Source organism: Pseudomonas sp. Irchel s3h9 (assembly GCF_900187475.1).
In the GTDB taxonomy this organism is placed as follows: domain Bacteria; phylum Pseudomonadota; class Gammaproteobacteria; order Pseudomonadales; family Pseudomonadaceae; genus Aquipseudomonas; species Aquipseudomonas neuropathica.
In genome coordinates this window covers 281,266-304,620 of the sequence record NZ_FYDH01000003.1, presented here as the reverse complement: position 1 = coordinate 304,620, position 23,355 = coordinate 281,266, and the positions used below count along the sequence as shown (strand labels likewise).

The following is a 23,355-nucleotide window of genomic DNA, read 5'->3' as shown; positions in this document are numbered from 1 at the left end:
GCGAGCAGGCTCACTCCTACAGGGGATTTGTGCTGTCTTGCCGGGCGGGGAAGAACAGTTCGAAGCAGGTGATGCCATCGGCACTGCTGACGCTATAGCGGCCCTGATGCAACTGCATGATGGTCGCGACGATTGACAAGCCCAAACCATTGGATTGCGCTGAGCGCTCGCGTGACTGATCGACGCGGTAAAAACGCTCGAACAGCCGCGCCAAATGTTCAGGGGCAATGGTTGTGCCCTGATTGCGTACCCGCAGATAACTGCCATCCAACTCGGCAATCGCTTCCACCTGCACCGTCGAATCCGCCGCACCGTACTTGATCGCATTGGCGCACAGGTTGGCCAGCGCACGGCGCAGCAGCATCGGTTCGGCCCAGATCACACCGCTACCACGAGCCTCAATGTACACCCCGACATCAGCCGCCAATCCTTCAAAATAATCGGCAATGCGCTGCATCTCATCCGCCGCGTCCAGCTCCTGGCGCTGGCTCAGCGCACTGGCCGGATCGGTGCGGGCGAGGAACAGCATGTTGTCGAGCATCCGCGTCAGGCGCTCCAGCTCTTCGACGTTGGAGGCGAGCAACTGTTGATAGGCCTCCATGCTGCGGTTCTGCTGCAGCGCAACCTGGGTTTCGCCGAGCAGGTTGTTGATCGGCGTGCGCAACTCATGGGCCATGTCGGTGGACACCTGACTCAACTGCGTAAAGCCCTTGGCGAGGCGGTCGAGCATGGCATTGAAGGCTTCGATCATCGGCTGCAATTCTCGTGGTGCACCGCTGCTGGCAAGGCGTTCGCCAAGGTTGCCGACACCAATGCCATGCGCGTGTTTCGCCAGTCGTCGCAACGGCAGCAAACCGCGATACACCAGCAAACAGCCCACCACCGCCAGCAACAGTGCCGCCAGTGAGGCAAGGCCATAAACACTCAATCGGTAGTTGGCGAGCATCGCCGTGCGCTCGCTCATCAAACGCCCGGTGGTGACTTGCAAGTTGCCCAGTTCACCGGAATCGATACTCGCCGCCACCGCCGAAAACGGCACGCCGTCGACGCTCGGCAAGTGCTGCACGTCCTTGAGCGTCATCGGCTGGTCGCTGGGCACCGGCGGCAACGTAGGCGTGCTCAGATTGCCCGGATTGACCACCAGCAGCGGCGGTTGCCCCGGCGAGCCAATGGTCAGCAACGCTTCGCGATTACCAAGCATGTTCTGGAACAACGCCGGTTTGTTCTTGATCAATTCGAGGGTGTTGCTGTCATTGAGAAAGGTGCGCAACTGATCGACGCGGCTGACCAGTGAGATGTCGTCGCGGCGAATCAGTTGCGCTTCGAGTTCGCCGTACAGCGCGGCGCCGAGGCCGGCCAGCGAGGCGAACGCGAGCAGGGCAAACACCAGCGCCAGGCGCAGTGTCAGGGAATACGGACGATGGGCGCTCATGGTTGCGTATCGAAGCGATAGCCGATGCCACGCACGCTATGGATCAGCTTGAGCTGGAACGGGTCATCGATCTTCGCCCGCAAGCGGCGCACCGCGACATCAACCACGTTGGTGTCGCTGTCGAAATTCATGTCCCACACCCGTGAAGCAATCAGCGAACGGGCGAGAACCTGGCCGGTATGAGTGGCGAACAACTGCAGCAACGCGAACTCTTTGTTGGTCAGGGTGATGCGCACCCCGGCGCGGCTTACGCGGCGTTTGAGCACGTCGATCTGCAGGTCGGCGACTTGCAATTGTTCGTCTTCATGGATCGGCCCGCGCCGCGTCAGGGTGCGCAGGCGCGCCACCAGTTCGGCGAAGGAAAACGGCTTGATCAGGTAATCATCAGCACCTAGTTCGAGGCCTTTGACGCGGTCAGCGATATCGTCGCGGGCGGTGAGGAACAGCACCGGCGTATCAGCTTCCTTGCGCAGCCGGCGCAGGACTTCCCAGCCATCCATTTTCGGCATCATCACATCGAGCACGATCACATCGAAACTGTGTTCCAGCGCCAGGTGCAGGCCGTCGGCGCCGTCACGGGCGAGGCTGACGCTGTAACCCAGTTCCTGCAAACCGTTGAGCAGATAGTTGCCCGCCTTGGGTTCGTCTTCGACAACCAGAATATTCATTGATCAGTCTCAATGGTCATTGATGCAACCGCTGCCTTGTACCTGATAGTCCAGCACATGTTCGCGGCCCTGATGGTCGAGGTAATTCAATTGCGCCGGGACCACGCCACACGCTTGTGAAATATCGGTGCTGGACAGGACTTTGTCGACATCCAGATTGACGTAGAAACCGGATTTGTCATGAATCACGGCGGTGTCGGGCATGTTCGCGGCGAACGCGCTGCCGGTGGCGAGGAGGGCGGTGAAGGCGAGCAGAAGGGTTTTCATGGTCAGTCACTCAGTGGTCGGAGTTGATCGGCATTGGCGCCGGGACAACTTCAGGCTACCGAGCGATCCGCACGGCAAACCGACAGCTGAATGACAAAGTTGTAATGAAACGGTGTACGAAGATTTTCCAGACTCAACTCAAATCCTTGTGGGAGCTGGCTTGCCAGCGATGAGGCCTGCACAGTCAAAATTTCATTGACTGATCCACCGCTATCGCTGGCAAGCCAGCTCCCACAGGGTTACAGGTTGTGCCGTCAGCTCGCGTGGGTGTTGAGGATGCTCGCCACCTGCTGCGGCTGGCAGTTCAGGTACGGCGACGACTTCAGCCAGCGCTGATCCGGGTACCACGAAAACATGAACTGGCCATTCTTCAACCGGTCGATCACCTGCTTGGCAATCTGCGGCCGCACTGCCGGGCAGCCCTGGCTGCGGCCGATGCGCCCCTGTTTCTTGCTCCACAACGGATTCACATAACTGGCGGCGTGAATGACGATCGCGCGATCGCGGGCCATGTCATTGAAACCCGGCTCCAGACCGTCCATGCGCAGCGAATAACCGTGGGTGCCGCTGTAGCTTTCCTGCGTGCGGAACAGGCCAAGGCTCGACTGGTAACTGCCTTCGACATTGGAAAACTGCGTAGCGAAGTTTTCACCGGAGTTGGAGCCGTGGGCAACCAGATCGCGCAGCACCAGTTTCTTTTTGTTGAGGTCGAAGATCCACAGACGGCGTTCGGTGGATGGCTGCGAATAGTCGATGATCGCCAGATGGCGGGACGGTTTCGCACCGTTGTTGACCGCGCACTGCATGGCGTTCAACGCACCTTTCAGCGCTTGGGGATTGAGTTCTGGCGCGGCGTGCGCGAGGCTGGTGTAGAGAACCGGCGATGGTTTGCCGGCGGCAAAAACTGGACTGGTCACGACGAGAGCGGTGGCAGTCAACAGAAGTCGGCGCAAAAACGTCAACATTTTATAAAGTGTCCTCACTTGCTACTTATTTGGCACTTTGGCTCCTGACTCCCAGTCAATACCCGCAAGCCCGTCGATCGAGCCTGACTCTCAAGCGCACCTGATGTAAGGTTGGCCATCATCTGGACGGCCATGGATTGGAGTAAAGCAGTTGTTCAAAAAGTACGCATGCTACTTGAGCATTTGTTTGCTCGCTGCGCCGTTTGTCGCTTGTGCCGATGAGCCGCTGCCGCCGCTGGAAACACTGCCGACGCCACCGGCAGAAATGCCGGTCGAGCCGCAAAGTCCGTTGCAGGCTGTAATGATCAATCTGCCGCAGTCGTGCCCGGCGATTGCCGCGCATCTCAACGGCCCGGCGCTGACGCAATTGCAGGCCTTCTATCAGCAGCAGGACTGGATGCCGGTGTGGGCGAGTGAATCTGCGCGATTGCCGATGTTGCAGGCGCAATTACAGTTTTTGGCCGATGATGGCCTCAATCCAAAACGCTATCCGATCGCGACCACAGCGCCGCAGGATGGCGAGTTGTGTGCCGACATCGACATCAGCCGCAACTACCTCCAGGCCCTGCAGGATCTGCATTACGGAAGCTTGCTGCAATCACACTTCGAACCGCTGTGGCATGCCGACGCCACCCCACGCGACCGTCAGGCGGAATTGTTGGCCATCGCGGTACCGGGCATGCACGACATTCCCGCCGCGTTCGAACTGGCCCGACCGCGCCTGGCGCAATATCAGGACCTGCGTCAGCTCTACGCTGCGCAACGGCTCAAAGCCTTGCCGCAATGGCAGTCGGTGGGCAGCGGGCCGCTGTTGCGCCCGGCCATGGAAGACAAACGCGTGCCGGAACTGGCCCAGCGTCTTTACAACGAAGGTTATCTGACTCAGGTCGTTGGTACGCCCGGCAATGCTTATGACGGCGTGCTGGTCGACGCCGTGAAGAGTTTTCAGGCCAACCATTCGCTGCAGGCTGACGGTGTAGTCGGGCCGGGCACGATTGCCGAACTCAACATCAGTCCGCTGACCCGTCGCGAGCAGTTGCGGGTCAACCTCGAACGTTTCCGCTGGATGGCTCAGGACATGGAGCCCGATGGCTTGCTGGTCAACGTCGCCGCCGCGGAACTGACGCTGTATCAGGGCGGCGTACCGGTGTGGCAGACGCGCACTCAGGTGGGCCGCGCCGAACGCCAGACGCCGCTGCTGAAATCGCGGGTGACACGCCTGACCCTGAACCCGACCTGGACCGTGCCGCCGACCATCTGGAAAGAAGACAAGCTGCCGGAAATCCGCAAGGACCAGACCTTCCTCAGCCGGCAGAACCTGCAAGTGCTCGACGCCAACGGGCAGCCGCTGGCGGCGGCGGACATCGATTGGGACAACCCCGGCAACATCATGCTGCGTCAGGACGCCGGGCCGCGTAATCCGTTGGGGCAAATGGTCATCCGCTTCCCCAACCCGTTCTCGGTGTACCTGCACGACACGCCAAGCAAGGCGCTGTTCGAAAAAGGACCACGCGCTTTCAGCTCCGGTTGCGTGCGGGTCGAACACCCAATGCAACTGCGTGATCTGCTGCTCACCCCGGCGGAAAAGGCCCGCACCGAAACCTTGCTGGCCACCGGCACCACTCACGAATTTCGCTTGTCGGCACCGGTGCCGATCCTGATGACCTACTGGACGGCCCAGGTCGACAGCAGCGGCCGCGTGCGCTACTCACCGGACATCTACAGTCGCGATAGCGCGTTGCTGGTGGGGCTTGATCGAGCGCACTGAGCCTCAGCGGGTGCTTCGGTTCCAGAACACCCGCGCCAGCCACGCATCGACACTCAACTTGCCCGCCCCGGCGAACACCAGCGGCAGTAGCGCGGCCAGGTAAATCGCCGGCAGCTTGAAGTTGCCGAAGCCTTTGTTGGTGATCGCATACCCCTGCGCCAGTTCGCTCAGTGACGACCAGTCTGCGGGCCAGTGCACGGCGGCGGTCGCCACGACGGTGACCACGATCAGCGAAACCGCCGAAATGCGCGTGCCGAAGCCAAGCAGAATCGCCAGTGCGCAGATCAGTTCGGCCCACATCGACAGTTCCCAGTTCAGCGTTGCCGGCAGTTGATCGAATGGGAAGGGGAATCTGTCCTGGATGTCTTCGAACCAGTTCTGCCCGTTGAGTTTCTCCAGCCCGGATTCGAAGAATTCCCAGGCGATGAACAGGCGCAGGGTCAGAGGGGCGAGCCAGGTGCCGGCGCGGTCGAGGTTCAGGTGCAGGGTTTTGATGGCGGTTGAAAGGGTGGCGGTCATGATGCAGCTCCGGTGAGTTGAGTGAAATCGACCGGGGCATTTCAGCGTTGGGGTGTATCGGGTGTGTGTCGACGGTGTGGGGATTGTGCTTTTGGTGTGTCTGCGGCTTCGGGATATACAGTGCGATACAGTCAAAGGCCCCTCACCCCAGCCCTCTCACGGGGGGAGAGGGGGCTGACCGAGTTGTCTTGCGTCATCCATCGACCTGAGAAATCCGGTCGATTATGGATCTAAGTTTTGGCGATCATGGATTCACAGACGCTATTTCAGGTCGGCGTAAAATCTCCCATCTCCCCCAATCAGTCCTCTTTGCCTCTGGGAGAGAGCTAGTGAGGGCAGTCGATTATAGGTTTGAGAAGTCTTGTCGATCGTGGATTCACAGATGCTATTTCAGGTCGGTGTAAATCTCCAATATCCCCCAATCAGTCCCCTCTACCTCTGGGAGAGGGCTAGGGTGAGGGCTGCAGTTTCGGCACCCGCCACAAATACCACGCCGCCACCGTCCGATACGGCCGCCACGCCAAACCAATCTCGACCATCTGTCTGCGCGTCGGCTGCACCTCGAGCCCCTTCAATCGCCGATACCCCTCACGCACACCAAAGTCATCCGCCGGCAAAATATCCATGCGCTCCAGGCTGTAGATCAGCAACATCTCCACCGTCCAGCGACCGACCCCGCGCAAACTGACCAAACGCTCGATCAACGCCTCGTCATCCATCGCCAGCGCCGTAGCGTAATCCGGCACCACACCCGCCAGCGTCGCCTGAGCAATCCCCTGAATCGTCGCAATCTTGCTCGCCGAAAACCCGCAACCGCGCATGCGTTCGAAATCAGTCGCAAGAATCTGCTCGGGACGCGGAAATGACTGCCCCGGAAACAGTCCCACCAAGCGCCCGACAATCGCATCGCCGGCCTTGGCATGCAGCTGCTGATAAGCAATCGCCCGCACCAATGACTCGTACGGATCACGCGCCGGATGCGGTTGATGCAGGCACGGGCCGACCGCTTCGATATGGCGCCGCCAGTGCGGATCAAGCGCGGCCAGAAACGCGCTGGCCGCTTGATAGTCGTCAGCCATTTATTTCAGCAAGCCGTTGACTTCGCCGTAGGTGAACGCCTTGAGTTCATGGCTGTCGAGTTTGCCGCTGGCCAGAAAGCTTTTCACCAGCCCGCCCATCGCGCCATAGAGGAATTCGGCAATGCCGGAGCCGGCGCTCAAGCGGCGTACGCCCAGCGCCAGCAGCTCTTCAGGCGACGGCAAACACGCGAAGCCAAGCACGTTGACCGGCAGCGCCGTGCCCTTGCAGATTGCCTCGATTTCATAGGCAATCGTGACGCCCGCCGCGAACAGGCCATCGGCACCGGCCGCTTGATATAACGCAGCGCGACGCAGGGTTTCGGCGACGCGATCTTCGGCCGGAACCAGGCTTTTCAGATAGACGTCGGTGCGCGCATTGATGAACAGCTGCACCTCGCGCTTGTTGGCCACCTGACGTGCCACTTCGATCTTGCGCGCGAGCAACTCCGGATCCGCAGAACCGTCCTCGATATTGATGCCAACAGCACCCGCCGCAATCACCGCATCCAACACTTCCGCCACGCGCCCGAGGTCGTCGGAATAACCGGCCTCGACGTCCACGGTCAACGGCACGCTGATCACCCGGGCGATGGCTTCTACCGTCGACACCAGCCGTTCGAGGGGCAGAGCGTTGCCGTCCGGGTAGCCGTGGGCCCAGGCCACTGCGGCGCTGCTGGTGGCCACGGCTTTACCGCCCAGGTGCTCGACCAGTCGCGCGCCGGTGGCGTCGCCGACGTTGGTCAGCATCAACAGGCCTTGCTGGTGCAACTGGTGAAACTGCGTAGCGAGCGCGTTCATCAAAAATCCTTCTTGTCAGTTGATTCGATTCGTCAGAATGCCAGGGGTTGCGTGAGCTGCACGGCGGCGTTTTCCAGTCGCAGCAGAAACGCTTTGCGCGGCTGCCCACCACCATAGCCGGTCAGCGAGCCATCCGCGCCGATCACGCGATGACAAGGCACCACAATCGACAGCCGATTGTGCCCGTTGGCCAGGCCGACCGCGCGACTGGCGCCGGGTTTGCCCAAACCGGCGGCGATGGCGCCGTAGGTGCTGGTGTGGCCGTAAGGGATTTGCAGCAGCGCCGACCAGATCTGCCGGGCGAACTCGCTGCCGGGCAGGTGCAATGGCACGGTAAAGGTATTCAGCTGGCCGGCGAAATACTGCGCCAGTTGCGCCTCGATCTGCTGCAAATGCGCGTTGTGCCCCGGCGCCACCGCGTAACCGTAGCGGTTCTGCAATTCCTCGACTTCGCGGGTCAGTGCCGGGCGATCAAGAAACTCCAGCAACACCAGGCCACGGCGTTCGGCCATGGCAATCATCGGCCCCAGCGGCGTGGTCAACCGGGTGAACAGCAGCGGCTCGCTGTGTCCGGCGCGGCCCGGGGTGATGTGGAAGGACTTCTGAAAGGCATCGCGAAAACCGCTGAGCGATTCATAACCCGAATCAAACGCGGCGTGATCAATCGAGGTGCCTTGCTTGATCCCGCCCAGCGCCATGCCCAAGCGGCGCGTACGCAACCACGCATGGAAGGTCATGCCGAAATGCTGCTTGAACCAGCGCCGCAGCTTCAGCGGCTCGATGCCTTCAGCGAGCAATTGTGCGTCGCTCCAGCGCACCTCCGGATCGGCGTCCACGGCGTTGAGCAGCCGTTGCACCCAGTCCGGGGCGATGGCTGCGGCATCCAGTGGTTTGCAGCGCAGGCAGGCGCGATAGCCCGCCGACAGGCAGTCGTCGGCGTGGGCGAAGAACTCGACGTTCTCCGGTTTCGGTTTGCGCGCCGTGCAACTGGGGCGGCAGAAGATCCCGGTGGTTTTCACGGCCGTGAAGAACACGCCCTCGTAGGCAGTGTCGCGTTCGAGCATGGCGCGAACCATCTCGGCGTGGGGCGGCAGGACAGCGGTTTGTATGTTCATGGGCTGAGAGTAAAACCAGTTTGTCGATGGCTCCACCGAAAAATCGACAGTGAATTTTCAACCCCTCTGAACTACCGTGTAGGAGCTGCCACAGGCTGCGATCTTGATCGTTCCCACGCTCTGCGTGGGAATGCAGCCCGGGACGCTCCGCGTCCCAAAATCCCAGATCGCCGCTATCGGCAGCTCCTACCGTTTGTTGAGGTGTGTCCGATGCATCCGTTTTCCATCCAGCATATCGATCACATCGTCCTGCGCGTCGCGGACCTGCCGCGCAGCATCGACTTCTACAGCCAGGTGTTCGGTGCCGAAGTGGTCAAGCGCAACGAACCGTTGGGCCTGATACACCTGCGCGCCGGTACGTCGATGATCGACCTCGTCGACCTGCAAGGCGAACTCGGCCGCAAGGGCGGCGGGGCGGCCGGCAGCGAACGGCGTAACGTCGATCACTTCTGCCTGCGCATCGAGCCGTTCGACGAAGAAGCACTGCGCGCGCACTTGCAATCCTTCGGCTTGAGCGTGGCCAAAGCCGAGTCACGCTTCGGCGCCGAGGGCAAAGGGCTGTCGCTGTACTGCTTCGACCCGGACGGCAATCAGGTCGAACTCAAAGGCCCGTCCGAGGCTTAAGCGCGTTTGGCCATCAACAGCACCGAAGCCGCCGCCGACAGCAGGCCTGCGCAGCAACGATTGAAGATCCGTTTGCCGCGCGGCTCGGCGAACCAGCGGCGCATGTGCAGGCCCATCCAGGCGTAGGCGCTGATGGCGATCCACTCCAATAAAAGGAACAGCACGCCGAGTACGGCGAATTGCGCCGCCACCGGGCGCGCCGGGTCGACGAATTGCGGCAGAAACGCGGTGAACAGCAAAATCGCCTTCGGATTGCCCGCCGCCACCAGAAACTCCTGTCGTGCTAAAGCAAAGAAGCCAACGGTCCCGCCTGTTACTTGCTGCTCGGCCTCGGGATTGGCCCACCACAACTGCCAGGCCAGGTACAACAGATACGCCGCGCCGACGATCTTGATCGCATGGAACAACCATTCCGAAGTCTGCAACACCACTGAGAGACCGGCACCGGCCAGTGCGATCATCCCGGCGAACGCCAGAATCCGTCCGATGCCCGCCGTGCAGGCGCGGCGAAAGCCATAACGCGTGGCGTTGCTGACCGACAGCAGATTGTTCGGCCCGGGGGCCATGTTCAGGGCGAAGCAGGCCGGAAGAAACAGGATGAGCGTGGCGAGATCCATGACGGCACTCCAGAAACGAGAGCGATATTTTTAGCACAGCCTCCGGGCGCTCAGACCCATACAGTCACGCGGCGCTGTCGCGGTACAGCGCCCGGTGCCGTTGGGCAACGCGGTCGAACTTTTTGCAGATGCCTTCACTCTGAATGACTCAGAGGGTGATGGTTTCGGCAGAAATATCTATCCGGCCGGTCAGAAACCGCGATAGCCGTGTAAAATTTCACCGACGTTGCATTCACCCCGTTTGGCCCCCGGCGGCCCCACCAAGAGCGATCTACATGCAAGCAAAGGCCCGTGAAGTTTATGTGCCACCGGTGCTGCAAGATCTGCGAGCCGGCACTGCCGAACTGCACATCGCACTGGAAAAACGCCTTCCTTTTTTCTCCGATACCCTCGATACCCAGGCTTTTGTGCGGTTGATGCAGGCTTATTACGGCTTCTATCTGCCGCTGGAAAACGCCTTGCTCCGCAGTGATGCAATTCCTGCCGATTTTGATCTGACGCCTCGACTCAAAGCGCTAACCTTGCGCACTGATCTGCACGCGCTGGGCGTAACTGCCGAAGCGCTGCAAAACCTGCCGCAGTGCGAGCAGTTGCCGGTCATCGACTCAAGCGCAGCCTGCCTTGGCGTGCTCTACGTCCTCGAGGGGGCGACGCTGGGCGGGCAGATTCTGCGCCGGGAAATCTCGACGCGGTTAGGCCTGGAAGCCGATAACGGCGCGGCTTTTCTCGATATCTACGGCGCCGCCACGGGCCGGCGCTGGCGTGACTTTATCGAATACCTCGGCAGTCGGCCAATGAGCGCCGCCGAGCGCGGCGCTGTCGTCACCGCCGCACAAACCACATTCAGCTGTTTCGAGCGCTGGCTCGAAAGCCGGGAGGTACTGGCATGAACCCGCAAGACAAAGAAGCCTTTGAAGAACTGCTGGCCAACTGTGCCGACGAGCCGATTCGTTTCCCCGGTGCGATCCAGCCCCACGGCTTGCTGTTGACCCTGAGCGAACCTGCATTGGCGATCATTCAGGTCAGCGCCAACGTCGAAAGCCTGCTGGCCCGGGTGCCGCAAAGCCTGATCGGCCAGCCACTGGAAAGCCTGATCGGCGACGCCGAAGCGGCGCAAGTGCGCGAAGCTTTACTGCAACCGTCGCTGTCCGATGTGCAGCCGCTGCGCTTCAGGCTCAACGGCACGGCATTCGAGGGTTTGCTGCACCGCCATCAAGGTGTGCTGATTCTGGAGCTGGAAATCCACGTGGAAAATTTCCAGCCGCGCAATATCGCCGGCAATCAAACGCATCTGGGGCGCATGCTCCAGCGTCTGCAAGGGGCCACCACGTTGCAGGCGCTGTATGACATCAGCGTCAAGGAAATTCAGGCCATGACCGGTTACGACCGGGTGTTGATCTATCGTTTCGAGGAGGAGGGCCACGGTCAGGTGATCGCCGAAGCCTCCGACCCGTCGATGGAAGTGTTCAATGGCCTGTTTTTCCCGGCGTCGGACATTCCCGAACAGGCGCGTGAGCTGTATCGCACCAATTGGCTGCGGATCATCCCCAATGCCGACTACCAACCGGTACCGCTGGTGCCTAAGCTGCGCCCGGACACGAACACGCCGCTGGACCTGAGTTTCGCCACCCTGCGCAGTGTGTCGCCGATCCACTGCCAGTACATGAAAAACATGGGCGTGTTGTCGTCGATGAGCATTTCCCTGCTCAAGGGTGACAAGCTTTGGGGCCTGATCAGTTGCGGCAATCGTCAGCCACTGCACGTGCCGCATGAGTTGCGTGCGGCGTGCCAGACCATCGGCCAGGTACTGTCGTTGCAGATTAGCGCCATGGAAGCGCTGGAGATCAGCCGTCAGCGTGAAGAAAAAGTCGAAGCCTTGGCGCTGCTCAATCAGGCGATGATCGACTCGCCGCAGAATGTCTTCGACGGTCTGGCCAATCAACCGCAGACGTTGATGGCGCTGACCAATGCCGGCGGCATCGCGATCATCGAAGACAAACAACTGCACCGTTACGGCAACTGCCCGGAACCGGAAGACATTCGCGCCTTGCACAAGTGGCTGCAGGACAGCGGCGAGCCAGTGTTTGCCAGTCATCACCTGGCCAGCGTCTACCCGCCGGCCGCGCAGTATCAGCAGGTGGCCAGCGGCGTGCTCGCCATGAGCTTGCCGAAACCGGTGGACAACGGTGTGTTCTGGTTCCGTCCCGAGGTCAAGGAGAACATCAATTGGAGCGGCGATCCGCGCAAGCCGCTGGACCTGGAAAACTCCGGCGCCGGCCTGCGTTTGCGCCCGCGTACCTCGTTCGAAATCTGGAAAGTAGAGATGGCCGGGATCTCCACCAAGTGGAGCCACGGTGATTTGTTCGCCGCCAATGATCTGCGCCGTTCGGCACTGGAAAACGATCTGGCCCGGCAGGTCCGCCGTGAGCAGGAAGCGGTGCGCGCCCGCGATGAATTGGTGGCGGTGGTGTCGCACGATCTGCGTAACCCGATGACCGTGATCTCGATGCTCTGCGGCATGATGCAGAAGGCTTTCAGCTCCGACGGCCCGCACACTTCGCGCAGGATCTCCACGGCCATCGACACCATGCAGCAGGCCGCCGGGCGCATGAATACGTTGCTGGAAGATTTGCTCGACACCTCGAAAATCGATGCCGGGCGCTACTCCATCACCCCGCAGAAACTCGATGTCGGGCAGATGTTCGAGGAGGCGCAGGCGTTGCTCGCGCCGCTGGCGTTGGACAAGGACATCAGCATTTCCTTCGCCGCCGACCCCGATCTGCGTATCCATGCCGACCCCGAGCGGCTGTTTCAGGTGCTGTCTAATCTGGTCGGCAACGCGATCAAGTTCACCCCGCGCCTGGGCACGGTGGGCGTGCATGCCACGTCGGTCGGCGATGATATCGTTTTCACTGTGCGCGACAGCGGCGAGGGCATTCCCAAGGAACATCTGCCGCACGTCTTTGACCGTTACTGGACGGTGAAAGAGGGCAATCCGACCGGCACCGGTCTGGGGTTATACATCACCCAAGGTATCGTCGAAGCCCATGGCGGGCGGATCTTCGCCGAGAGTGAACCGGGGCAGGGCAGCGAGTTCCGCTTCACCGTGCCGCGTTTGGACTGAACACAGCTTTTATGTGGGAGCGAGCCTGCTCGCGAATGGGGTCGTCCTGGCAATGCAGTGCTGAATGACCCACCGCTTTCGTCGGAACGCCGCCCGGAGCAGGCTCGCTCCCACAGGGGATTTGTGTCGTTTGATCGTTCCCACGCTCTGCGTGGGAATGCCTCAACGGACGCTCTGCGTTCGGCTCTGGAAGGGACGCGGAGCGTCCCGGGCTACATTCCCACGCAGAGCGTGGGAACGATCAGGATCACAGGGGCATTTTCTTCAATACCGAGGACCGGGTGCTCGCTACCGTGAGCACCTTGTTCCTCGATTTGAAGCAGGTGTGCGATGAGTCTGATTGTTTCCATGGCGGCTTTTGCGTTGGCTGCGTCGATCACGCCGGGGCCGGTGAATATCGTGGCGTTGAGTTCCGGGGCGCAGTTCGGTTTTCGCGCCAGTCAGCGGCATGTTGCCGGAGCGACGCTGGGGTTTGTGCTGTTGCTGGTGTTGATGGGATTGGGCCTGCATGAGGTGTTGAAGCTCTGGCCGTTCATGACCCGTGTGGTGCAACTGGCCGGCGTGGCGTTTCTGCTGTTCATGGCGTGGAAACTGGCCATGGATGACGGACAGTTGAATGCCGGTGAGTCAGGGCGGGCGCCATCGATGCTGTATGGCGCGGTGATGCAATGGCTCAACCCGAAAGCCTGGCTGGCATGCGTCGCGGGTATGGGCGCGTTTGTCGCTGATGGCGAGGCGCGGCTGGTGTGGCAGTTTGCGGCGGTGTATCTGGTGATTTGTTATCTGTCGGTCGGCTGCTGGGCGTATGCCGGGACGTTTTTGCGTGGGTATTTGAGCAATGCGGCGGGAATGCGTTGGTTCAATCGGGTGATGGCGGGGTTGTTGGCCGTCAGCGCGATATACCTGCTGCTACCGTAAACCCTGTAGGAGTGAGCCTGCTCGCGATAGCGGTGTATCAGTCAATATAAATGTCGATTGATAGACCGCTATCGCGAGCAGGCTCACTCCTACAATGGATCACGGGTAGCCGAGAGATTGATTAGTTGAATGGCTGCTGAAACGCGCCACCTTCGATGTGCCAGACCTTCGGCTCGTCCGAAAAATACTCCTCCAGGCCCAGCATGAACAGCCGATGGTCTTCACTCGCTTCAAACCCCGGCGTGTGATCCTCAAGGGATTGCCAGCGCACAATCAAATTGAACACCTCAGGCGTTTCGATTCCTGGCGCGAGCAGGTGGCCGCCGTAACCCTTTGCCCGTTTGAGCAAAGGCTCGACCTCGGCGAACGCACGCCGAAACGCTTCAGTTTGTTCTTGGTGAACGGGTAGTAGAGCGATCTCGTAAACCATGATGTTCTCCTCGAAGTGAGTTCAGCGATTGTCGACTTGAGACGACGGCATGACAGCAATCGCGATCTTCCCTTGGAGGCCGTTGTTGGGCGTCTCCAGCCGGGCATGGGCCAGGCCGATGTCGGCCAGCGCATAGACCGCGCCAACGTGCGGGCGCAACTGACCGTTGACGATCAATGCGCTCAACTCATCGAGTTTGCCGCGATTCTGTCGGGTGAAAACGAAGTGGTAGCTGGCGTTCTTGCCCCAGGCCTGAATCAGGTTTTGCGGCTGGGCAAGGTCCACGATCGACACCACGCGGCCAAGCTGTGCGAGGGCGTCGGGACTGCGTGCCAGGGTGTTGCCGCCAATGGTGTCGAACACCACATCGACGCCGCGGCCAGCGGTTTCGCGCAGGATCGCCTCGACGTAATCTTCCTTTTCGTAATCGATCAGCACATCGGCGCCCATCTGCCTGGCGAACTCGAAATTGCCTTCACGCACGGTAGTGAAGACCTTCGCGCCGATGGCTTTGGCCAGCTGGATTGCGACATGACCGACGCCACCCGCGCCGCCATGGATCAGAATGCTCTCGCCGACTCTGAGCGCCGCCCGCACGACGAGCGCTTCCCACGCCGTGCCGCCAACCAGACTCAGGCTTGCCGCTTCAAGGTGGCTCAGTGCGGGCGGCTTCTTGCCGATAATGCTTTCGGCCGCCACGTGGTATTCGGCATAACTGCCTGGGCCGTCGAAAATCTGCGGGGTGTACCAGACTTCGTCACCCGGCCCGAACGCCGTCACCCCCGGCCCGACGGCTTCGACAACGCCGGAGACGTCGTGCCCGGTAATGGCGGGGAGGGGCACCAGATCGGCATAGTCGCCACGGCGAACCTGATAATCCAGCGGGTTGATGGAGGTAGCGTGCACCCGTACCAGGACTTCGCCCGCTTGTGGCACTGGCTTGGGTACCTCACAAAGTTCGAACGATTGCGCGCCGCCAAATGAAGTAAGGATCATCGCTTGCATTGCATTTCCTCGTTTCGGTAAAAAGGGATATCGAGAATTCTCGATATCGTGGGGCAAAAAATTACAGCTCGCTGCCGATGATCTCGGCCAGCGCGCTGATCGCTGCTTCGTTACGTTTGTAATAGGTCCACTGCCCAATACGCCTGACTTCGACCAGGCCGGCGCGTTGCAGCGTCGCCAGGTAATCGGACACCGTCGACTGCGACAGCCCGACGCCTTCCTGAATACTGCTGACGCAAACACCCACCGTATGCACGTCACCTTCGTCCTGGGGAGGAAAGTGTTTCTCGGGATCCTTCAAGCCTTTGAGGATTTCCAGGCGTGTGCGGTTCGAGAGGGCTTTGAAGATTTCGAGTAGTTCCATGCCGCGACGATATCGGAATTTACCGATATGTCAATATAGCCGTTCATCGGAATTACACCTGTACCTGTAATTTCTGACAGTAGACGAGATTTCCCCTGTTCTGCGTAATGACGCATCAGCCGAACAGGCTTTGCTTTCCAGGAGAACGGTATGGATGTTCAGTCAACAGAACCGGTCGAAGCATTAAAGCTGTATCCGATGAGCATTCCGGGATGGGAAGACTCTGTGCTTCCCGCCGGTGTTGCCCATGGCGGTATTCCCCAATCGATCTATCCGGCGGATAAAGGTTTATTGATGTTTATTGATCCGTTCACGAAGCTGTCGACCGCGACGGGCGTTTACGAGAACGCAATGGCGGTTGGCGATAACGTGACGGTGTGGCTCAACGGCGAAAAGACGTCCGCGAGTAAAACCATCGAGGCGGGAGAGGAGTCGGAACGAATCAGCCTGCGCCTGGAGTCAGGTTTGCTGGTGAACGGTATCAATGAAATGTTTTACCGGGTGACTCGCCTTTCAGGAAATCCCAACGACTCCGAGCCGATCCTGAAGCTGCTGTATCACAACCCGGCCCCGGGTTTTCCCGTACCAGCGGGTTTTACCATCGCCCACCCTGCCAGTGTCGGCCCAACAGAAGCGGCGCAAGGCGTGGTGGTTAGCTTTAAGGTCAGTTACGCGCGCCCGTATGACAAGGTGACGCTGACCGTGGGGACCGAGCGTCGCACGATTACCGTTACCGACCCTGCCCAACCGATCACGTTGACGTTGATGGCTGCGGATTTCCAGCAAATCGGCGACAACCCCCAGACGCCGATCAGTGCCCGGGTGGTTGATCAACTGGGCAACAGCAATTTGTCCGCGACGACCTTCATGGATATCCATGCCAGCGAGTCCCGGTATGTGGTTGCGTTTCTCAATGGCCCTTACAGTGTCGCTCCCGGCGGGCGCGTCAAGGACATTGAGCTAAGCCTGACCCGGGAAGGACAGGGGGCGGCCGGAGCCATTTCTGTGACCTTGCCAGCGGGTACGGTATTTCCCGATGGGATTGGAGGTGCTCGTGACTTTACTACGCAAACGGATGGCACGCTGACGATCCGTGGGGTGAGGGGGGCGCGTACGTCAGGGGCGTATGACTTGACTGCTGCCAATGGTAGCGCCGTTGCCACTGCAGCCTTGACCATCATGGCGTACGGATATCTCGGATCAATTTTCATGCCGAGCGGCGTAACCGGTATTACGCTCAGTCCGGACGGTACTAGGGCGTATACCCATGGATCAAGCGCAGTGTATGTGATTGACACCGGGAACTCTCAAGTGATCGGTCAGACGCCGATACCACAGCAGGCTAGTCAGTGGGAGATTGCCCTGAATTACGATGGTTCGCGAGCTTTTGCCTGTAATCATTTCGGTACGGTTTCTGTCATTGATACGGGTAGTTCCACATTAATCGCGAACATTCCTGTCGGGGCACAGCCAATTGGCATTGTGATGAGTCAGGACGGTTCACGTGCCTTCGTAAGCAACTGGAGCGGTAATGTTGTGACGGTCATTGATACGCTGGACTTGCGCGTGACCGCAACCATTCCGGTAGCCACGTACCCCAGAGGAATCGACAGGACTCCCGATGACAGTCTGGTTCTCGTGGTCAATTACGAGAGCTACTCTGTCTCGGTCATTGATGTCCAAAAGTTGGCAGTGATCCGTACTGTGTCGACGCCGATGAAACCTTATGGTGTTGCATTCAGCCCAGACGGCAACAGCTTTTACGTTGCCGGAGGGGTGGGTGGCCAAGGCACTGTCGTGCAGTTCAATACTCACACTTGGGCCCCGGGCAAGAGCATTGCGCTCAATGATATCGCCCGAGGAATTGTGTTTAACCATGCGGGGACTAGGGCGTATGTTGCTGCTGGACCGGTCTACACGATTGATACGTCAAATTTCGAGGTGATCACTTCTACCCCTGTTGGGGCGCTGGCCATGGAAATTGCGATCAGCGATGACGATAGCCGGGCTTTCGTGGCTTGCGACAGAGGCACTGTATCGGTCATTTCTCTGTTGCCGGGAGTAGCGGGTATCAATGCACAGAACGGGGAAGGCGAGACGGAATTCAACGCATTGCCATGGGAGCCGATTCCGGGTGATGTGCGCTGAGTCGTGATGGCTTGAAATGAACGCTGCGGGTGGTGTCGTTTCTCAACCGCGATACTGGCCGGGCGTCGCCGCCAGATGTTGCTTGAACGCTCGCTGAAAATGCGCCTGATCGGCAAACCCTGCCTCAAGCGCCACATCCGCAATCAACTGGCCTCTGCGCAAACGCTCGCGGGCGAACTGGATGCGCTGGTTGACCAAAAATGCGTGGGGCGTCATGCCGTAATGCTGTTTGAAGGCGCGGATCAGGTACGACGGTGAAAGCTGTGCAGCGGCGCAGATGTCGTCGAGGTTGAGCACTTCGGTGCAGTGCTCGCGGATGAAATCGGCAGCGCGTTCCAGTTTGAAATTTGGCTCGCGCAGAGAGGGGCCGGCGGGGTTCAAACGCAGTTGCAGGTCGCTGAAAAACTCCACCGCCGCGCTTTGCTTGCGCAGCACATCCTGTTGCGGGTCGACTAACGTTTGATACAGCCCGTTCAGTTCGTTGAACAGCGCAGTGTCATCAAGGTGTGTGGTGGAAAAACGCCGAAACTCAAGATCACCGGCAAAGCCCAACTGATGCTGCAAATCCGTCAGCCAGGGCGTTTCCACGTACAGCATCACATACGACCACGGCTGATCATCGATCGGATTGCACGCATGCACATCGCCGGGGTTCATCAGCACCACAGTGCCCGCCGCGACCTCGAACTGCGCCTGCTCATGCACATAGGTGCTGCGACCGGCGGTGATTGCGCCGATGGAAAAATGTGCATGGGAATGCCGGGCGTAACAGACCTCGCGGCCATCGGCGATGGCCCGCGCTTCAATGAACGGCAGCGCCGCGTCGCGCCAGAAACGCGGGTCTTTTTCAGGGTTTTTGGCGGCAGCGTGTTTCATCGTTGTTATTCCCGGCAGGCCAGTGCGCCAGTGTATTAGCTCTGGCCGGCAAAGGCCCGTTCGAGTTCGGCAATGTCGAGTTTTTTCATCGTGAACATGGCCTGCATCGCTCGCTGCGACTTGGCGGTGTCCGGGTCCAGCATCATGTGCATAAAGGCCACTGGCACGATCTGCCACGACACGCCGAACTTGTCCTTGAGCCAGCCGCATTGCTGGGCTTCGACGGGGCCGCCTTCGGACAGATGGCCCCAGAAATGGTCGACTTCTTCCTGATTCTGACAATTGACCTGAAACGAAATCGCCTCGCTGAATTTGAACATCGGCCCACCGTTGAGCCCGGTGAAGGTCTGGCCGTCGAGTTCGAAACTGACGGTCATCACCGCACCTTCCGGCTTGCCGTGAAATTCCTGGCCGACCTTGCTGTAGTGGGTCAGGCCGGTGATTTTCGAGTGATCGAAGATCGAGCAGTAGAACTTCGCGGCGGCTTCGGCCTGATCGTCGAACCAAAGGCAGGGCGTGAGCTTTTGAAAGCGTTGCATGGCAGTCATCCTCGGCAGGTTAGACACGCAGGATTTTCAGCGTAGTCAGTCCCTGGTCGATTGCCGGTGCCGTAGATAGACAATTGCCGAGCATTGGAAATTCTGACGACGGAGACACCGAGCCGCAGACCGGATTTTCTTACCGTGTCTTTCTGTAGTCGTAATGACAAGGTTTCAGGTCGAATTGACTATGTCCGCGTTGTGTCAAATTGACTTGTTATCGTGCAACTAACTGATTCTATTGAATTGATAATCTGGCACGAGACTTGATGTACTCAACTGACCTAAACGAACCGCTCAGGAGTACGCCACCATGCTCACTTTCTTCGAAAGCCCGCTGGACGTTCTGCACCTGTCGAGCAAAATCCTCGTCGCTGGTCTGCTCATGCTGCTGGCCGGCATCTACGGCGCGTATCTCTACAACGGCCACATGCCGATTGCGCTGCTGGTGGCGATGCATTCGCTGACCATCCTCGGCCCGACCCTGATCAAGATCGGCTACGTCATGCGCCTGCTGGCGCAGTACCGCATCCGTGGTCCCGAAACCACTGTGGGAGCTTGCCTGCAAGCGATTGCGGTCTGATATTCAACATTGATGTCGCCTGAAATACCGTCATCGCGAGCAGGCTCACTCCCACAGGTTTGTATGGTGGTCACAAATTCCTGGCACACCCAAACCACTGTGGGAGCTGGCTTGCCAGCGATGAGGCCAGCACCTTCAACATCAATGTTGACTGACCCGACGCCATCGCTGGCAAGCCAGCTCCCACAATGATTGATGGTGTTTCTGAAATCTCAGCGGCGCTCGGCAACCATCAGCAAGGACTGCGGCACTGGACTTTGCGGATGCTGTGGCTCCTGCAAACCGGCCAATTGGAACCCGGCCATGTCCAGCGCATTCAGCCAACTCGACAACGTGCGGAAATACCACGGCATCGGCTGCCACTGACCTTTGAATCCCGCGAACGATTCTTCGCGCCAGCCATCCTGATAATCGCCTGCCGCGACAGACCATGGATGCAGTGTCTGAATGACCACAACACCTGTGGGAACAAGCAAGGCATTCATCGCGGCAAGCAGCGGAATTATGTCTTGATGCAGTAGCGAGAAATTCGCGCACACCAGGTTGTAGTCACGACCGATATCGACCTTGCCATCGACCAGCGCTTCGTAACTCGCAACATGCACCCGCGCCGCCCCCGCCAGACGCGCCGCTTCGACCAGCCGCGCATCGCCATCCACCCCGACGGCATCAATCCCCCGATCCGCCAGCGCCCGCAACAGCCAGCCTTCACCGCAGCCGAGGTCGAGCACACGCTGCGGCTGCCGGCCCATGATCGCCAACAAAATCGCTTGATCGGTAACCTGCTGACGGCTTTCGATGGCGCCGCTGCGGATCACCACGATCCAGACATCAGCGTTGTCGTGCCAGCTCTGCAAAAGGCTGGATTCGGGGGAGGGCATGGCGGAGTCCCGACTTCTGAAAAACCACAGTATGGACGCTGATCGCAAGCCAGGGTTTGTAGATCAGCGCACCCACACAACTCCGAACGCCGATATTTTTGAGAAATCGATATCAGGTCCATTTTTCGGTCATTTTTTCGAAGCCGCCAAAGCCTCTTTGAGCGCTGCATTTGCACGTTCGGCGGTTTGCGCATCACCGTGCTTTTTCAGCAGCTCAGTGACCTCGGCCAACTGTGCCGCGCTGAGCCCGACGCGCAGGCTCGCCGCCATATGCGCGCGCAGTTGCGATTCTACGCCCGGCGTTGCAGCCAGCGCCCCGACGGTCGCCAGTTCACGGCTTTGCCAGTCAAGGTTGTCGCGCTCGAAGATGTCGCCGAACAGGTGGGTTTGCAGGAACTGGTTGATAACCGGGGCGAACTCGAACACCGGGCCTTTGACCGGGGCGCCCGAAATTTTCGTTTGATTCGCCGTGCCGCTGGCCAGCAGTTCATCCCCAACTGGAATCGCCCGGCCCGGCTCACGCCCCGGCGCATCTTCGATGCCGCGTTGTTTGCGTGCCTGCACCACGGTCATCAGCTCGTTCAAGGCATTGAGGCTGCGCGGGAACCCGACGTAAGCGTAGAGCTGCACGAGAATTTCCCGGGTTTCGCTGATGGTCAGGCCGGCGTCGAGTGCCTGGTTGAGCGCCGAGTTGAGGTTGCGCATGTCGCTGGTCGCCATGAACGCGGCAATCAGTGGAATCGTCTGTTGTTTACCCGACAGGGCTCGTGCTGTGGTTTGCGGAGTAGTCATGGATTGCGGTGTCTCGGCTGCTTGAGTGGTAGCGCTGAACATCGACCCAACGCTCAGGCAGAACGCCATAAGTGCGGGAAGGGCAGCGCTGCTGCGTGTGTCAGTGGCCATCGTGAAAGGCTCCATCCTTTGCGGTTCTGTGATGTCCTGAGTAGCTGTGGTCGAGCCATAGCCATAGCTCAGGTCCATGCAGCCAACGCCGAGGGCGGATACTTCGAGTGAACGGTTGCCGCGTGTGCGCTTGTGCATGTCGATCTCCCGTTGGGCGTGGGGAGCACAGTAAGCGAGGTGACGGGGGGGCACTAGACGGCTAAATCGGGATGGCTTGATGAATTCTGCTCATCAATCTACGGAATGAGTGAAGGGGTAACTCTGCACTCATCCTTTGGGTGACTACTGTGGCACGCGCAGCTTGTCCAGCAGGCGATTGACCAGCAGCTCGTTCAGCATGATCACCTGTTGCAGCGCCAGCAGCGGTTTGCGCTCCGGGCCGCCTATCGAGTTGGCGATGTTACCGGCCATGGAGTGGGCGTAGGAAAGCGACTCACAGGCTTCGACCCGTAGGGTTTCGTCATCCAGCGTGGGGTCGACCAAATAGACCGGGCGAAACTTGGGTGAGCTTGGCGGCGCCCCCAGTGCTTCGGGTCGCAGGTAGTAGTCGAGGGCGCGGTCGGTGGCTTCTTTGACCTTTTGCGGGTTGAGCGCTGGGTCGTGAGGGATTGGATCGGTGGGTGGCGGATTTGGCGTGATTTTGAACATGGATGAAACTCCTATCGCAGTTTAAGGAGCCATCACTCTCGCTACCAAACGAGTGGGTGGTGGCCATACGCGGGTTGGTAGACCGGCTGCAATAGGAACCCGGCGCTCACGAGTGAGCCCCACGCATGACTACCATTGAACTGAGCCTCCACAAAGAGACAGCACAGGGTGTTGTCACACGGCTATTACAGACGGGCTACCAAACCCGATCACTGTTTTGCAGTGACAGGCAAACGATATAGCCCGGCCCATAGCCGTGTAAGCCGGCGGATTCTGGCGTACGCGTAGGTAACGACGCAAGGTGTTGTAGGGAGGATGGCGTAACGGTTTGTGTGCTTTAAACGTGATCACGGCCTTCGTGTTTATTGATGAAAATACTGGATGGCGGGGGCTTTGGGTTTTGCGGTGTGTCAGTGCGATTCCCCCCCTCACCCCAGCCCTCTCCCCCAAAGGGGGCGAGGGGGAAAGGGAGCAGATCTCCATGTACTTCCAGGCCTGAGTCCGACTCGGTATCTCAAGTCGGTGCAACTTGCACATTCAGCGCGGTCAGTTCCCTCTACCTCTGGGAGAGGGTTAGGGTGAGGGCTGTCGCTAATTTCAAATTCTGAAGAGGAGGTGCGACATGAATCTATTGACCGGCAGTTGCCTGTGCGGCGATGTCCGTTTCGAAGTGACAGGTCAGCCCTACCGAGTCGGCATCTGCCACTGCCTCGACTGCCGCAAACGCCACGGCACGCTCTTTCACACCTCGGCCATATTTCCCGAGGATGCGTTGAAGGTCACCGGCGAAACCCGCGACTACAACGGGCGCTTTTTCTGCCCGCGTTGCGGCTCACCGGTGTTCACACGTTCGGCAGATGAAGTAGAGGTCAACATCGGATCGCTCGATGAGCCTAATCAGTTCAAACCCACCTACGAACTCTGGACGATTCGCCGCGAGTCGTGGTTACCGGCGCTGCCACTGGCTCACCACTATGACCGTGATCGCGAAAACACTGGCCGAACCGAAGATTAATTGCAGCCCACATCTGCCTGTGTAGGAGCTGCGGAACGCTGCGATCTTTTGACGTTGATTTTCAAGGCG

Annotated in this window: 25 protein-coding genes; 8 read left to right on the top strand and 17 right to left on the bottom strand. The window is 59.5% G+C overall.

What is annotated here, in order from left to right:
* Window positions 1-16: 16 nt before the first annotated feature.
* The 4 genes from CKW26_RS06400 to CKW26_RS06385 all read right to left on the bottom strand — a co-directional run bounded on the left by CKW26_RS06400 (window position 17) and on the right by CKW26_RS06385 (window position 3,332).
* Window positions 17-1,432 (bottom strand): heavy metal sensor histidine kinase, encoded by a 1,416-nt coding sequence (locus CKW26_RS06400; RefSeq protein ID WP_095047935.1) that lies wholly within the window; start codon window positions 1,430-1,432, stop codon window positions 17-19.
* On the bottom strand, window positions 1,429-2,100 hold the full coding sequence (locus tag CKW26_RS06395) for a heavy metal response regulator transcription factor (RefSeq protein WP_007918415.1): 672 nt from the start codon (window positions 2,098-2,100) through the stop codon (window positions 1,429-1,431). Before CKW26_RS06395 ends, CKW26_RS06400 begins: the two co-directional genes overlap by 4 nt.
* Window positions 2,101-2,109: 9 nt before the next feature.
* Window positions 2,110-2,367, bottom strand: coding sequence for a DUF2790 domain-containing protein (locus tag CKW26_RS06390; RefSeq protein WP_064389346.1), 258 nt, complete (start codon window positions 2,365-2,367; stop codon window positions 2,110-2,112).
* 254 nt (window positions 2,368-2,621) lie between these two features.
* A complete protein-coding gene (locus tag CKW26_RS06385; protein WP_095047934.1) occupies window positions 2,622-3,332 on the bottom strand; it encodes a murein L,D-transpeptidase catalytic domain family protein in 711 nt (236 codons plus the stop codon).
* A gap of 151 nt (window positions 3,333-3,483) precedes the next feature.
* Here CKW26_RS06385 and CKW26_RS06380 point away from each other — a divergent pair, with 151 nt between their 5' ends.
* Window positions 3,484-5,100, top strand: a complete 1,617-nt coding sequence (locus tag CKW26_RS06380; protein WP_095047933.1) for a murein L,D-transpeptidase — start codon at window positions 3,484-3,486, stop codon at window positions 5,098-5,100.
* Window positions 5,101-5,103: 3 nt separating this feature from the next.
* Here CKW26_RS06380 and CKW26_RS06375 read toward each other — a convergent pair whose 3' ends face one another.
* From CKW26_RS06375 to CKW26_RS06360, 4 genes are all read right to left on the bottom strand, one after another.
* Window positions 5,104-5,619 carry a DoxX family protein gene (locus CKW26_RS06375; RefSeq protein ID WP_095047932.1) on the bottom strand — a complete coding sequence of 172 codons (516 nt, stop codon included), beginning with the start codon at window positions 5,617-5,619 and terminating at the stop codon, window positions 5,104-5,106.
* Window positions 5,620-6,068: 449 nt separating this feature from the next.
* Window positions 6,069-6,698: a DNA-3-methyladenine glycosylase gene (locus tag CKW26_RS06370; protein ID WP_095047931.1), complete on the bottom strand. Its 630-nt coding sequence runs from the start codon at window positions 6,696-6,698 to the stop codon at window positions 6,069-6,071.
* Window positions 6,699-7,496 (bottom strand): isocitrate lyase/phosphoenolpyruvate mutase family protein, encoded by a 798-nt coding sequence (locus CKW26_RS06365; RefSeq protein ID WP_095047930.1) that lies wholly within the window; start codon window positions 7,494-7,496, stop codon window positions 6,699-6,701.
* Window positions 7,497-7,528: 32 nt separating this feature from the next.
* Window positions 7,529-8,611, bottom strand: coding sequence for a bifunctional transcriptional activator/DNA repair enzyme AdaA (locus CKW26_RS06360; protein WP_095047929.1), 1,083 nt, complete (start codon window positions 8,609-8,611; stop codon window positions 7,529-7,531).
* A gap of 210 nt (window positions 8,612-8,821) precedes the next feature.
* Here CKW26_RS06360 and CKW26_RS06355 point away from each other — a divergent pair, with 210 nt between their 5' ends.
* A complete protein-coding gene (locus CKW26_RS06355) occupies window positions 8,822-9,235 on the top strand; it encodes a VOC family protein (protein ID WP_095047928.1) in 414 nt (137 codons plus the stop codon).
* Here CKW26_RS06355 and CKW26_RS06350 read toward each other — a convergent pair.
* The gene (locus CKW26_RS06350; protein ID WP_095047927.1) at window positions 9,232-9,852 is read right to left on the bottom strand and encodes a LysE family translocator; all 621 of its coding nucleotides are present in this window, start codon (window positions 9,850-9,852) and stop codon (window positions 9,232-9,234) included. The two genes, CKW26_RS06355 and CKW26_RS06350, sit on opposite strands and share 4 nt — an antisense overlap.
* 275 nt (window positions 9,853-10,127) lie before the next feature.
* Here CKW26_RS06350 and CKW26_RS06345 point away from each other — a divergent pair, with 275 nt between their 5' ends.
* The 3 genes from CKW26_RS06345 to CKW26_RS06335 all read left to right on the top strand — a co-directional run bounded on the left by CKW26_RS06345 (window position 10,128) and on the right by CKW26_RS06335 (window position 13,894).
* On the top strand, window positions 10,128-10,742 hold the full coding sequence (locus CKW26_RS06345) for a biliverdin-producing heme oxygenase (RefSeq protein WP_095047926.1): 615 nt from the start codon (window positions 10,128-10,130) through the stop codon (window positions 10,740-10,742).
* The gene (locus CKW26_RS06340; protein ID WP_095047925.1) at window positions 10,739-12,976 is read left to right on the top strand and encodes an ATP-binding protein; all 2,238 of its coding nucleotides are present in this window, start codon (window positions 10,739-10,741) and stop codon (window positions 12,974-12,976) included. Before CKW26_RS06345 ends, CKW26_RS06340 begins: the two co-directional genes overlap by 4 nt.
* Window positions 12,977-13,306: 330 nt before the next feature.
* Window positions 13,307-13,894 carry a LysE family translocator gene (locus tag CKW26_RS06335; protein ID WP_095047924.1) on the top strand — a complete coding sequence of 196 codons (588 nt, stop codon included), beginning with the start codon at window positions 13,307-13,309 and terminating at the stop codon, window positions 13,892-13,894.
* A 121-nt stretch (window positions 13,895-14,015) separates the two neighbouring features.
* Here the strand turns inward: CKW26_RS06335 and CKW26_RS06330 are convergent, their stop codons facing one another.
* The 3 genes from CKW26_RS06330 to CKW26_RS06320 form a co-directional block, all read right to left on the bottom strand.
* The gene (locus tag CKW26_RS06330) at window positions 14,016-14,324 is read right to left on the bottom strand and encodes an antibiotic biosynthesis monooxygenase (RefSeq protein WP_095047923.1); all 309 of its coding nucleotides are present in this window, start codon (window positions 14,322-14,324) and stop codon (window positions 14,016-14,018) included.
* 21 nt (window positions 14,325-14,345) lie between these two features.
* On the bottom strand, window positions 14,346-15,329 hold the full coding sequence (locus CKW26_RS06325; protein WP_095047922.1) for a zinc-dependent alcohol dehydrogenase family protein: 984 nt from the start codon (window positions 15,327-15,329) through the stop codon (window positions 14,346-14,348).
* A 61-nt stretch (window positions 15,330-15,390) separates the two neighbouring features.
* Window positions 15,391-15,693 carry a helix-turn-helix transcriptional regulator gene (locus CKW26_RS06320; protein WP_077572353.1) on the bottom strand — a complete coding sequence of 101 codons (303 nt, stop codon included), beginning with the start codon at window positions 15,691-15,693 and terminating at the stop codon, window positions 15,391-15,393.
* A 150-nt stretch (window positions 15,694-15,843) separates the two neighbouring features.
* On the opposite strand from CKW26_RS06320, the gene CKW26_RS06315 reads away from it, so the two are divergent.
* Window positions 15,844-17,841, top strand: coding sequence for a YncE family protein (locus tag CKW26_RS06315; RefSeq protein WP_095047921.1), 1,998 nt, complete (start codon window positions 15,844-15,846; stop codon window positions 17,839-17,841).
* 42 nt (window positions 17,842-17,883) lie between these two features.
* On the opposite strand, the gene CKW26_RS06310 is transcribed toward CKW26_RS06315, so the two are convergent.
* Together CKW26_RS06310 and CKW26_RS06305 are read right to left on the bottom strand one after the other, a co-directional pair.
* Complete coding sequence (locus CKW26_RS06310) at window positions 17,884-18,717, bottom strand: AraC family transcriptional regulator (protein ID WP_095047920.1); 834 nt, start codon at window positions 18,715-18,717, stop codon at window positions 17,884-17,886.
* Window positions 18,718-18,752: 35 nt separating this feature from the next.
* On the bottom strand, window positions 18,753-19,256 hold the full coding sequence (locus CKW26_RS06305) for a VOC family protein (RefSeq protein ID WP_095047919.1): 504 nt from the start codon (window positions 19,254-19,256) through the stop codon (window positions 18,753-18,755).
* A gap of 313 nt (window positions 19,257-19,569) precedes the next feature.
* Between CKW26_RS06305 and CKW26_RS06300 the strand changes: the two genes are divergently transcribed.
* Complete coding sequence (locus tag CKW26_RS06300; RefSeq protein WP_095047918.1) at window positions 19,570-19,839, top strand: transmembrane sensor/regulator PpyR; 270 nt, start codon at window positions 19,570-19,572, stop codon at window positions 19,837-19,839.
* Window positions 19,840-20,051: 212 nt separating this feature from the next.
* Here CKW26_RS06300 and CKW26_RS06295 read toward each other — a convergent pair whose 3' ends face one another.
* The 3 genes from CKW26_RS06295 to CKW26_RS06285 all read right to left on the bottom strand — a co-directional run bounded on the left by CKW26_RS06295 (window position 20,052) and on the right by CKW26_RS06285 (window position 22,271).
* Window positions 20,052-20,720, bottom strand: a complete 669-nt coding sequence (locus CKW26_RS06295) for a bifunctional 2-polyprenyl-6-hydroxyphenol methylase/3-demethylubiquinol 3-O-methyltransferase UbiG (RefSeq protein ID WP_095047917.1) — start codon at window positions 20,718-20,720, stop codon at window positions 20,052-20,054.
* 129 nt (window positions 20,721-20,849) lie between these two features.
* Complete coding sequence (locus CKW26_RS06290; protein ID WP_095048101.1) at window positions 20,850-21,623, bottom strand: carboxymuconolactone decarboxylase family protein; 774 nt, start codon at window positions 21,621-21,623, stop codon at window positions 20,850-20,852.
* A 282-nt stretch (window positions 21,624-21,905) separates the two neighbouring features.
* Window positions 21,906-22,271, bottom strand: coding sequence for a DUF6124 family protein (locus CKW26_RS06285; RefSeq protein WP_095047916.1), 366 nt, complete (start codon window positions 22,269-22,271; stop codon window positions 21,906-21,908).
* 622 nt (window positions 22,272-22,893) lie between these two features.
* Between CKW26_RS06285 and CKW26_RS06280 the strand changes: the two genes are divergently transcribed.
* Window positions 22,894-23,286, top strand: coding sequence for a GFA family protein (locus CKW26_RS06280; protein ID WP_095047915.1), 393 nt, complete (start codon window positions 22,894-22,896; stop codon window positions 23,284-23,286).
* Window positions 23,287-23,355 lie beyond the last annotated feature (69 nt).